Genomic DNA, 11,840 nt, shown 5'->3' with positions numbered 1-11,840 from the left:
GACCAGCATTTCAGTTATACTGAGTGCCAAAAGTGCAAAAGGTTCACGCCGCGCGACGCTAGCGGCCAGGGTGTAACCTGATAGTAGATAAATAACGGCGCAGACAAGGTGAAAGTATGCAGCAGGTGGTGATTAGCGGCTCAGGGTTATTTACCCCACAACACATTATTAGCAATGACGAGCTGGTCGCAAGTTTTAATCAATATGTTGATCAATTTAACGCCGAACACGCGGCACAGATTGCCGCTGGTGAACTGGAAGCGCTGGAGTATTCCAGCAGCGAATTTATCGAAAAAGCCTCCGGTATTAAAGCCCGGCACGTACTGTATAAGGATGGCATTCTTGACCCCGAGGTGATGCATCCGGTGTTTCGTAAGCGCGGCGAAGATGAACTGCCAGAAATGGTCGAAATGGCGGTGCAGGCGGCGACTCAAGCCTTAGCGCAAGCAAATAAAACCGCTGCCGATATTGATTTAATTATCTGTGCTGCTTCGAATATGCAGCGGCCTTATCCGGCGCTGTCCGTCGAGTTACAACAGGCGCTGGGCGCTGGCGGTTATGCCTTTGATATGAACGTAGCCTGCTCTTCGGCGACCTTCGCGATCAGCAATGCGGTTAATGCTATCCGTGGCGGCAGTGCCAAAGTGGTGCTGGTGGTCAACCCGGAATTTGCCTCACCGCAGGTGGATTATCGCAGCCGTGACAGTCACTTTATTTTTGGTGATGTCTGTACCGCAACCATTATTGAAGCCGAGTCCAGCTGTACCAGTAGCCAGGCATTTCGCATTCTGGGTATGCGTCTAAAAACCACCTTCTCCAATAATATCCGCTGCGATATTGGCTATACCGAGCATTGCTTTAGCGAGCAGGACCCGAAGGCCCCGTTTTTTAAACAGCAGGGGCGTAAAGTGTTTAAAGAGCTGTTGCCGATAGTGGCTGAGGTGATTCTTGACGAAATGGCGGCACTACAGGTTACTGCCGACGATTTAAAACGGTTATGGCTGCATCAGGCCAATATCAATATGAATATCTTTGCGGCCAAAAAGATTCTCGGCCGCGATCCGTTGCCGGAAGAGGCACCGCTGGTGCTGGATACCTATGCTAATACAGCGTCGGCAGGCTCGATTATTGCGTTTCATAAATACCAGCAGGGGCTACAAAGTGGCGACAAAGCGATTCTTTGCTCCTTTGGTGCCGGCTATTCGGTGGGCTGCTTAGTACTGGAAAAGTGTTAAGGCGTTGCGCTTAAGCTGAATAGAGAAAGGGGCCTGGCCCCTTTTTTCAGAGCCGGATCACCGAGTTTTCGTCGTATGATACCCGCGATGGCAGATAGGCATCGGCGTCCTCGTCGTTAAGCCAGGTGCCACCATCTACCAGATAGCGGAATTGATACTCACTATTGACCGGCAAGGTGACAGTGGCACTAAATTCGCCACTTTTGCTTTTCTTCATCGGCAAGGCTGCCGGATCCCAATCGTTAAATTCCCCCAGTAAAGCAACCTGTGTCGCGGCTGGTAGCCTGTCGGCAGTCAGTTTAAAGGTCACTTTGCAAGCGGGTTTGGTCTTTAAATACTGCTTACTGATGCTCATTGCTCACTCCTGTTGCTTTGGCGTAACCGGTAACGCACCGGCTACCTGTTAAAACTAACCTAAAGTGGACTTTTTGCCAATGGTCAAAATTTACGCATTCGTTTGCAGTGCATAGCAGGTAACTTTGTAACAAAATATATTTCTGTTAACTCTATCGGCTGCGTTGTTTTAGTCTCTGATTAGTCAATAAATCTTTGCCAGGCTAATAATGGCGGGCTTTGTAAAATCTGCCAGTAAGTTATTAGCGTAATAGAAGCCTTGAAGGCCGGATATTTATGATTGAATTGAAATAAAAATTAACATTCATGCTACTGCAGCATTTTTCACAGCAGGTAAAATTGGTAGCAGTAAAACTATAATTAGCGGGACATCGAGTTCATGGCAACAAAATTTATCAAAGTTGGATTACCGATCATTATTCTGATCAGTGCGGTGGGATTAGCTATAGGTTTAGGCGCAATGCGAAAGCCCCCGGCTAAGGTCGTTGAGCAACGACTGCCGTTACTGGTCAATACCATTGAATTGGCACCTCAGGACCTTACCTACCGTATTGCTTCGCAAGGCACAGTGTCACCCAAGTTAGAAACCACGCTGATGTCAGAAGTTAACGGCCGGATTATCCGGGTAGCCGAGAATTTTGTTGCTGGCGGTTTCTTTAAAAAAGGCGATTTATTAGTTCAGGTTGAACCGGCAGATTATCTGACCGCAGTGAAGGCAGCAGAAGCAGCATTGGCCGGCGCAAAAGCCCAACTTGAAGAAGAGCGGGCGCGGGCGCGGGTTGCGGAAACCGAATGGCGCTCCTTTACCGAAGGTAAAGCACCTGCTTTGGGTTTACGCCAGCCACAGCTGGCCAGTGCGCTGGCTAATGTGCAATCAAAAGAAGCCGAGCTGGAACGGGCGCAGCGTGATTTGGCACGTACCGAAATCCGTGCGCCTTACGATGGGATGGTACGCAGCCGGATGGCCAATCTGGGCCAGTTTATCAGTCGTGGTAGTCAGCTTGGCAGCATCCTAGGTACTGAGGTCGCGGAAGTGCGCTTAGCCTTAACCGATACCGATTTTGGTTTCTTGCCACAGCAACAGGCTCAGGTACAGCAGATACCAGTGATTTTAAGCGCGACTATTGCTGGCCAACCGTTACAATGGCAGGCCAATATTGTTCGTACTGAAGGGGTGTTGGATGAACGTAGCCGGGTAATTTATGCCGTGGCGGAAATTCAGGATCCGTATCAGCGCGAAGGCACTGGCATACCGCTGCAGTTTGGCCGTTTTGTACAGGCCCAAATCAGCGGTATCGCAGCAACTCAGGTCACCAAGGTGCCACGACATCTGCTGCGGCCAGGCAATCAGTTACTGGTGGTTGACGCCGAGCAACAACTGCAATTTCGCCAGGTACAACTTAGCCGCGCCGATGCCGACTTTGCTTATATCGGCAGTGGCTTTGAAGCGGCTGATCGGCTGGTCATTTCACCTGTGACCAACCCGCTGGCCGGGACCCAGGTACGGCTGACCGACCAACAACCAGTCGCTGAGACTATCGCAAATGCCTCTGCAGTGCAGCAGGAGGCGCAATAAGTATGGATACCAATAAAGGCATTATCGCCTGGTTCGCCCGCAATAGCGTGGCGGCCAACCTGTTAATGGTCGTGCTGCTATTAGCGGGTTTGGGCTCGGTTTTAACTATTAAAAAGCAAACCTTTCCGGAAATTGAAACCGAGGTGGTAACCATTCGCGTGCCCTATTTGGGAGCAGCACCGCAGGAAGTTGAATCCGGAGTTATTGATAAAATTGAAGAAAGTATTCGCAGTGTCAACGGCATTAAGCGGGTGCGTTCTACTGCGGTAGAAGGGCTGGCGACAGTGAATGTTGAAATCACGTCCGGCTACAATATCAGCGAAGTCATGGAAGAGATTAAAACCCAGGTTAACTCCATTTCTACCTTGCCGGAGCAAACAGAACGGCCAGTGGTATATCGGGTGCGTTTTCAAAGTAATGTGATGTGGCTATCTCTTTATGGGGACGCCACTGAAGCAACATTAAAAGAACTGGCGAAAAGTATTCGCGATGAAATTAAAAAGCTGCCGGGCGTCAGTAAGGTTGATGTGGTAGCCGCGCGCAATTATGAAATCGCTATCGAAATCCCGGAACACCGGCTACGCGAGTATGGCCTGACCTTTGAACAGGTGGTCAGTGCGGTGCGTGGTAGTTCAGTCGACTTACCCGGCGGTGCTATCCGCTCGGAAAGTGGCAATATTTTGCTACGAACCAAGGGCCAGGCTTATTACGAAGATGATTTTGCCAGTATCCCGTTGGTGCGTAATGCTGATGGCACCCGTTTGCTGCTGGGCGATATTGCGACTGTCACCGATGGCTTTATTGAGCGGGCCCGGCTGGCGACCTTTAATGGTCAGAACAGTGTATCGATCCGAATTGATGCGGTGGGGGAAGACGATACCTTGCGTATTGCCGGCACGGTAAAAAACTATATTGAGAAGAAACGCCAGGAATTACCGGCATCAATTACGCTGGATTACTGGGGAGACTCCAGTTATTACCTGCAGGGTCGTCTGGATCTGATGACCAGCAATCTGTTGTACGGGGTCATTCTGGTACTGCTGGCGTTAACGCTATTTTTGGAGTTCCGGGTCGCATTCTGGGTCATGGTGGGTATTCCAATCTGCTTCCTCGGCGCCCTGGCATTGCTGCCACTGTCGTTCTTTGATGTCTCGATCAATATGATCAGTTTGTTCGGCTTTATCCTGGTGTTGGGGATAGTGGTCGATGATGCCATTATTATCGGCGAAAGCGCCTACACTGAAATTGAAAAGCGCGGTAAATCAACGGATGCGGTCATTGCCGGCGCGAAAAAAGTGGCGATGCCGGCAACCTTTGGTGTATTGACGACCATTGCTGCCTTTGTGCCGATGTTAATGGTCGGTGGCGCACAATCCGCGATCTGGGGTTCCATTGCCTGGGTAGTGGTACTCTGTCTGGCATTTTCTATTATTGAGTCCAAACTGATCCTGCCGGCGCATATTGCCAATATGAACACCAAACCTTGGGATCCAAACCGGGGCGGCGTCTATGCTTTAGGGCGCTTTGGCAGTAATTCGTTAAAGCGGGTACGCGGCGCCGTGTCGCGGGTACTGTTTAGCTTTATTGAAAACCGCTACCGGCCTTTTATCGAGAGATGTATTGAATTTCGCTACGTCACCATGGCGATATTTTTTGCCATGTTGATTGTGATGTTCGGTGTGATGTCAGCAGGTTTTGTGCGTTGGGTGTTTTTCCCGAATGTACCAAGCGACTTTATGCAAGCCAGCGTGCAAATGGAAGAAGGCGCTTCCAACGAGGCAACGGTACTGGCAATCCAGGAAATCGAAGCCGCGTTAATGCGCGTCGATCAGCAGCTACTGGCCTCGGGTGAGGACATGGTCGTCAAACACCGGCTAGTATTTTTAAACAGCGATACGGCCGGTCAGCTGGTCATTGAACTGGATAAAAGCGAAGGCCGCGAAATTGATGCCTTTGAGATCGCCCGGCTGTGGCGTGAGCAAATTCCAGAGATCCCGGGTTTAAAAACCTTCCGCATCAATAATTCGACCATGGGCAGCGGCGCGGATATCGCGCTGCAATTACGTGGCCGTGACTTGGCGCAGTTGCAAGCCGCAACAGAAGAGTTAAAGGCGGCGCTGGCGGGTTACGAGGGCGTATTTGATATTGAAGATAACCTGCGTGGGGGCAATGATGAAATTGTGCTGGCGTTAAAACCGGAAGCCGATCTGTTAGGTTTGACTCTGGCTGATTTGGCGCGGCAGGTCAGAAATGGTTTCTATGGTGCCGAAGCACAGCGCGTGCAACGCGGCGGTGAAGAAGTAAAAGTAATGGTGCGCTACCCGCGGGAAGAACGCCGTTCCTTGGGTGATTTGGAGAATATGCGGATCCGTACTGCCAATGGTGGTGAGGTGCCGTTTTCACAGGTGGCCAGCTATACCTTGCAACCAAGCTTTAGCGCCATTAACCGGGTCAATGGTGAACGGTCGGTGACCATTACCGCGGCGGCAGATAAGAGTCTGGTGGAGCCTGGCAAGGTGGTGTCTGAAGTGCGTCGCGGCATCCTGAAAGAACTGGAACAAAAATATCCCGGCGTCAGTGGCCAGTTGGATGGTGCCAGCCAGGATGAAATGGATGCCCAGCGCGATCTAATGAAGGCTGCTGTGTTTGCGATGTTCTGTATCTATGCCTTAATGGCGATCCCGCTGAAATCCTACTCCCAGCCGCTGATTATTATGAGCGTGATCCCCTTTGGCCTGATCGGGGCGGTGATTGGCCATATGCTGCTGGGCTTATCGATGAGCATTATGTCGGTGTTCGGCTTAGTGGCACTGGCCGGGGTGGTGGTAAACGACAGTCTGATTATGGTGGACTTTGTTAACCGCGCCCGGGCACAGGGTGTGGCGATTAAGCAAGCCGTAGTCGATGCAGGAACGCAGCGCTTTAGGGCCATTTTACTGACTTCATTAACTACCTTTGTTGGTCTGGCACCGATAGTACTGGAGCGCAGTTTACAAGCGCAAATCGTGATCCCGATGGCAGTGTCGCTGGCATTCGGTATCCTGTTTGCAACCGTAATTACCCTGGTCTTGATCCCGGCACTTTATGTTATGCTGGAAGATGTAAAAAGACTGTTCCGTGGTAAGAAAGCCATAGCGGCGACCTCCGAGCAGGGCTTCTCTAAATAACATCTGCAACTGGCATAAGCGGAGGTTGAGTGACCTTGCTGCAACTGCTGACAGCGGCGATGCCGCTGTTCAGCGTTTTTATCCTACTGGTTTTATGCGCCTGCCGGCACGGCAGGCGATGCCATTGAGTTTACTGTTATCTGCGCTATTAGCTCTGCTGGTATGGCAGGTACCGCTATTACACTTAACGGCCGCCACCCTGGAAGGCCTGGTGATCGCTGCCACTATTCTGTGGATTATCTTCGGCGCTTTGGTGCTGTTAAAGGTCTTGCTGTTATCCGGCGCCATGGAGATGATTAAACAAGGCTTTGCCCGGCTTTCTGCCGACAAAAGAGTACAGCTGTTGATTATCGGTTGGCTCTTTGTTGGCTTTCTGGAGGGGGCGGCCGGTTTTGGTACCCCGGCGGCGATCGTGGCGCCTTTGTTGGTGGCGCTGGGCTTTAGTCCGCTCTCTGCCGTAGTGCTGGCACTGGTGGCGGATTCGGCGGCGGTGTCCTTTGGTGCTGTCGGTACTCCGGTATTGGTGGGGCTGGCACAAGGCGTACCTGGGATCAGCGCATCAGAGCTGCAGCAAACGGCACTGCTGGCAATCAGTATCGATATCTTTGTCGCCAGTTTTTTACCTCTGCTGATGGTGCTGCTATACAGCCGTTATTTTAGCACTCAGGCTAACTGGCGTTACGGCCTGGCTGCCACGCCCTTTGCGTTATTCGCTGGCTTTGCCTTTACCTTACCGGCCTGGCTGGTGACCTGGTTGCTTGGTCCGGAGTTTCCCTCTGTCCTGGGTGCGTTATTGGGGCTGGCGCTAACCGCGACGGCTGCAAGTCGGGGCTGGTTAGTGCCAAAACCTGTGACAGCCGACAACAGTCTGCCTGCTGCAGAAAACACGCCTGAGAATACAGCGCACAGCAGCCAGATACCGATTTGGCAAGCCTGGTTGCCCTATGCGCTGGTGGCCACATTATTGGTGTTAACCCGGGTGCCGGAGCTGCCCTTTCGAGCGATGCTGCAGGGGCTAAATTGGCAATGGCAGCAGATCTTAGGCTCTGAACTCAGTGTTACGGTGGCGCCGCTGTATTTACCGGGTACGGTATTCCTGCTCACAGCCTTACTGGCACTGTGGCTGTTTAAGGCTAAGTTCAGTATGCTGCAGCAGGCGTTAACCCAGAGTAGTAAGATGCTGTTACCGTCCTGTATTGCGCTCGGTGCGGCGGTGCCGATGGTGCGGATTTTCTTGCATTCTGATGTTAACAGCGCCGGTTTACCGGCGATGCCGCTGGCGCTGGCTGAACTGGCGGCGGCCCACCTGGCAGACTATTGGCTGGGTTTTGCTGCCATTGTTGGTGCCTTAGGCTCTTTTATTGCTGGCTCTGCCACCTTCTCTAATCTGATGTTTGGCAGCTTTCAGCAGCAGATGGCACTGCAGGCGGAATTGCCGCAGTCTCTGGTACTGGCGCTACAAATGCTCGGTGCCAACGCCGGCAATATGATTTGTGTGGTCAATGTGGTAGCAGCGGCCAGCGTAGTGAATTTACATGGTCGCGAGGGGGAGATTATCCGTTATACATTGTGGCCGATGCTATTTTATTGCAGCGGGGCGGCACTGGTGGCGTACTGGTTTTTCAGCTAAGCTGTCAAGGGTGTCTTAACGCCCTAAAACAGGGACATTTATGAAAATTATCTTTCGTGCCAACGATATATTGGAAGCCCATATTATCGCCGGGATGCTAAATAGCCAGGGGATTGACACCTACGTCGGTGGTCATTATTTGCAGGGTGCGGTAGGGGATTTGGCCGCGCTGGGTTTTGCTAATGTGTTTGTCGCCGACGAGCAGGCGGAGCAGGCTGAACAATTATTGCAGGATTATCAGCAAGCGGAACTGGTTGATTTTCCGCTTACTGATGAAGATGGCCTGGCACCGGCCGGCTAGCCGGCACAAATAGCACCACAGCGCTTTAACACTCGATAATATTTACCGCCAGACCACCGCGTGAGGTTTCTTTGTACTTGGTCTGCATATCCTTACCGGTATCCCACATGGTTTTGATCACCTTATCCAGCGATACCTTGTGATCGCCACTGCCACGTAGCGCCAGTCGCGAAGCGTTAATGGCTTTAATCGAACCCATCGCATTGCGTTCAATACAGGGCACCTGCACTAAACCGCCAACCGGATCACAGGTTAAGCCCAGATTATGCTCCATGCCAATCTCAGCCGCGTTCTCAACATGCTGCGGGCTGCCACCTAGAATTTCGGTTAGTGCCGCTGCGGCCATTGAGCAGGCTACGCCAACTTCACCCTGACAACCGACTTCGGCGCCGGATATCGAGGCATTTTTCTTATACAAAATACCAATGGCGGCCGCGGTTAACAGATAGCGACTGGCGATTTCCGGGCTGACCGGCTGAATAAATTTGTCGTAGTACATTAACACCGCCGGAATAATACCGGCAGCACCGTTAGTCGGTGCAGTAACGACCCGACCACCGGCGGCGTTTTCCTCGTTTACCGCCAGCGCAAACAGATTGACCCAGTCCATTACCTGCAGTGGATCGGCACTTTTCTCTGCCATCAGCTTTTTATGTAAGGCGGGGGCGCGGCGTTTCACTTTTAAGCCACCGGGTAAAATACCCTCGGTGCGAATACCGCGTTCAATACAGGCGCGCATCGTCAGCCAGATATTATTCAGCTCACTTTCAATTTGCGCACTGCTACGCAGCACTCTTTCGTTTTCATGCATCAAGCCCGAAATCGACAGGCCATGCTCTTTACACAGTGCTAATAACTCTGCGCCTGACTCAAATGGGTAGGGTGGTGGGTTAGCCGCGACGAACTGACTGGCTGCTTCTTTTTCTTTGGCAAAATCTTCGGCTTTCACGATAAAACCGCCACCAATGGAAAAGTAGACTTCGCTTAGCAGCACATTTTTCTCGCTGTCATAAGCAATCAGCTCCATGCCATTGGAGTGCTCTTTCAGCGTTTTACGGCGGTGGAACACAATGGCGCCGTCGCGTGGGAAATTCACCGCGTGTTGCTGTGCCAGTTGTAACTTTTGGCTGTCATGCACCTGGCGCAGAATACCTTCTACTGCATCCGGGTCGACGCTTTCCGGCAAGTAGCCAGACAACCCCAGGATCACCGCCTTGCCAGTGCCATGGCCAATACCGGTTTGGCCCAGCGAGCCGAATAATTCCACTTTTACGCTATCACAACGGCTTAACAGTTGCTGTTGTTGCAGCTGCTCAGTAAATTTCTTTGCTGCACGCATTGGGCCCACCGTATGGGAGCTGGAGGGGCCAATGCCGATGCTAAACATATCAAATGCACTAATGATCATAAATACGACTTATTATAGTTAGAGTAGGGAGCCTGATAGTCGGTATTCTAACTGATGGATGCCATGGCTGTCAGGGCGCCAGAGGTCTGTTCAGTATCTGCAACAGCTCTATTCAGTGTCTTTTTTCGCGCGAGAGTGCAGTTTTCTTTACAAAATTCGCATATTGCAGGCTGCGCTCAGCGGATCTGGGTTAATAATTGCTGAATAATGCCGGCTGTGGCGCCCCAAATCAGCTTGTCCTGATAAGGTATTACGGTCAGGTGTTGCTGTTTACCGCGCCACCAGACTGGCCATCCCTGCTGACTGGCAGGGTTCAGAAAAAAGCTAAGCGGCACTTCAAAGATTTCACTGACTTCCTGCTTATTCAAACGATAGGCCTGACCTGGCGTTACCAGGGCGACGACCGGACTAATATGAAAACCAGTTAATGTTTGTAGTGGCTGTAACTCACCCAGTACCCGGATAGTTGTTGCTGGCAAGCCTATCTCTTCTTCGGCTTCGCGGCAGGCCGCCTGAATAGCCGTCTCACCTGTTTCCAGCATGCCACCGGGGAAGCTGATTTGCCCCGGATGATGGGCCAGTGTCAGAGCGCGGCGTGTCAACAGCAGGTGTAGCTCGTCTGCGTAGTGCAGCAGCGGTACCAACACAGCGCTGCGCCTTAGCTCTGCAACTAGCGGCTGTGGCGTGGTTGCAGGCAATGGTCTGAGTAGATAGCGGTTCAAAAATTGTTCGGCTTGCACCTGCTGTTTATTCCTTTAAGCTCGCGGTATCGCAGTTAATACCGGCAGAATTTTTGCCACCTTATCCAGCGTTTCCTGATATTCGCTGTCAGCTTTCGAATCCGCCACCAGACCACCACCGGCCCAGCAATGGATCTGCCCCTGTTCGCAAACCAGAGTGCGGATAGCGATATTGGTATCCATACGGCCGGTACTGCTGATATAGCCGATAGCGCCGCAATAGACGCTGCGCCGGTGGGGTTCCAGCTGTTCAATTAATTGCATGGCACTGATTTTCGGGGCGCCGGTAATAGAGCCGCCGGGAAAAGCCGCCCGCAGCAAATCACAGGCGCTATTCGGCGCTGCCAGAGTGCCGGTAACGGTACTGACCAGATGATGTACGGCCGGAAAGCTCTCAATGGCAAACAAGGCCGGCACCTCGACCGACCCCGGCTGACATACTTTACCCAGATCGTTGCGCAGCAAATCGACAATCATCACATTTTCAGCGCGATCTTTTGGCGAGGTTTTCAGATTTTCAGCTTCTATCTGGTCGGTTTGGGCACAGAAACCACGCGGCCGGGTACCTTTAATTGGCTTGGTTTCAATCTGACCATCCTGCAGCAGCAAAAAGCGTTCCGGCGAGATACTGAGCACCGCAGCGGCTGGCAAGCGGATAAAGGCCGAAAAGGGCGCTGCATTTTTTTGCCGTAGCTTCAGATACGCCTGCCATTCGTCGCCCTGATAAGCGGCGCTAAAACGTTGTGCCAGATTAATCTGATAACAGTTACCGCTACTTAGCTCTTGCTGTACCCGGGCGAATTTATGCTGATACTCAGCCTGGGTCATATTGGCTTGCCAGTCACTTTGCAAACTAAAGGGGCGGCTTAGCGGCGGTTGCGTGCTTAATCTTTGCTGCAATTTATGCCAGTGTTGTTCCGCATCCTGCCGGTAATCGGTGTACCAGAGCTGCTTTTGTTGTTGATCATAAATCAGCGCCCATTGATACAGACCCAGCGCCATATCCGGTAGCTGCAAATCAGCTTGCGCCTGTTCCGGCAGGCGTTCCAGATAGCGGCCCAGATCATAACCAAAATAACCAAGGGCGCCGCCGACAAAGGGCAGCTCACTGTGACAGGGCGTAGCAAAGTAACGCTTTAGCGCACAGTCTAATACCTTGAACGGATCGGTTGTGTAATGATGGCTGCCGTGCTCGTCGGTCAGGATGGTGTTACCGTGCTGGCTATGCAGGGTTGCCACCGGCTGTGCCACCATAATCTGGTAACGGCTATTCGGGTGACTGGCATCCGCGGAATCGAGCAACATTGACCAGGGCTCGCTGGCAAAATGAGCAAAAATCTCCAGCAGAGAAAATTCGGGTTCAGATTTGGCGTCGTATATCAGATACTGCTGCATGATTTGGACTAGCCGCTGTTGGGGATGCGCGCTA

General features: G+C 52.0%; 9 protein-coding genes. 5 read left to right on the top strand and 4 right to left on the bottom strand.

Annotation, left to right across the window (positions count from 1 at the left end):
- The first annotated feature begins 116 nt into the window (after window positions 1-116).
- Window positions 117-1,235 (top strand): beta-ketoacyl-ACP synthase III, encoded by a 1,119-nt coding sequence (locus AJE_RS01940; RefSeq protein WP_008949412.1) that lies wholly within the window; start codon window positions 117-119, stop codon window positions 1,233-1,235.
- 46 nt (window positions 1,236-1,281) lie between these two features.
- Here AJE_RS01940 and AJE_RS01935 read toward each other — a convergent pair whose 3' ends face one another.
- Window positions 1,282-1,590: an isoamylase early set domain-containing protein gene (locus AJE_RS01935; RefSeq protein ID WP_008949411.1), complete on the bottom strand. Its 309-nt coding sequence runs from the start codon at window positions 1,588-1,590 to the stop codon at window positions 1,282-1,284.
- A 378-nt stretch (window positions 1,591-1,968) separates the two neighbouring features.
- On the opposite strand from AJE_RS01935, the gene AJE_RS01930 reads away from it, so the two are divergent.
- Genes AJE_RS01930 through AJE_RS01915 form a run of 4 tightly spaced genes read left to right on the top strand, consistent with a single transcriptional unit; the run spans window position 1,969 to window position 8,263 of the window.
- Entirely contained in the window at window positions 1,969-3,165 is a 1,197-nt protein-coding gene (locus AJE_RS01930; RefSeq protein ID WP_008949410.1) for an efflux RND transporter periplasmic adaptor subunit, read from the top strand.
- A 2-nt stretch (window positions 3,166-3,167) separates the two neighbouring features.
- Window positions 3,168-6,332 carry an efflux RND transporter permease subunit gene (locus AJE_RS01925; RefSeq protein ID WP_008949409.1) on the top strand — a complete coding sequence of 1,055 codons (3,165 nt, stop codon included), beginning with the start codon at window positions 3,168-3,170 and terminating at the stop codon, window positions 6,330-6,332.
- A 25-nt stretch (window positions 6,333-6,357) separates the two neighbouring features.
- A complete protein-coding gene (locus tag AJE_RS01920; RefSeq protein ID WP_008949408.1) occupies window positions 6,358-7,962 on the top strand; it encodes an L-lactate permease in 1,605 nt (534 codons plus the stop codon).
- A 40-nt stretch (window positions 7,963-8,002) separates the two neighbouring features.
- Window positions 8,003-8,263: a putative signal transducing protein gene (locus tag AJE_RS01915; RefSeq protein ID WP_008610232.1), complete on the top strand. Its 261-nt coding sequence runs from the start codon at window positions 8,003-8,005 to the stop codon at window positions 8,261-8,263.
- Between the two features lie 25 nt (window positions 8,264-8,288).
- On the opposite strand, the gene AJE_RS01910 is transcribed toward AJE_RS01915, so the two are convergent.
- The 3 genes from AJE_RS01910 to pabB all read right to left on the bottom strand — a co-directional run bounded on the left by AJE_RS01910 (window position 8,289) and on the right by pabB (window position 11,806).
- Window positions 8,289-9,668, bottom strand: a complete 1,380-nt coding sequence (locus tag AJE_RS01910) for an L-serine ammonia-lyase (protein ID WP_039925683.1) — start codon at window positions 9,666-9,668, stop codon at window positions 8,289-8,291.
- A gap of 179 nt (window positions 9,669-9,847) precedes the next feature.
- The gene (locus AJE_RS01905) at window positions 9,848-10,411 is read right to left on the bottom strand and encodes a CoA pyrophosphatase (RefSeq protein ID WP_008949406.1); all 564 of its coding nucleotides are present in this window, start codon (window positions 10,409-10,411) and stop codon (window positions 9,848-9,850) included.
- 15 nt (window positions 10,412-10,426) lie between these two features.
- Window positions 10,427-11,806 (bottom strand): aminodeoxychorismate synthase component I, encoded by a 1,380-nt coding sequence (gene pabB / locus AJE_RS01900; protein WP_008949405.1) that lies wholly within the window; start codon window positions 11,804-11,806, stop codon window positions 10,427-10,429.
- Window positions 11,807-11,840 lie beyond the last annotated feature (34 nt).

Source organism: Alishewanella jeotgali KCTC 22429, assembly GCF_000245735.1.
Classification (GTDB): Bacteria; Pseudomonadota; Gammaproteobacteria; order Enterobacterales; family Alteromonadaceae; genus Alishewanella; species Alishewanella jeotgali.
This window is presented reverse-complemented; position numbering and strand designations above follow the sequence as displayed.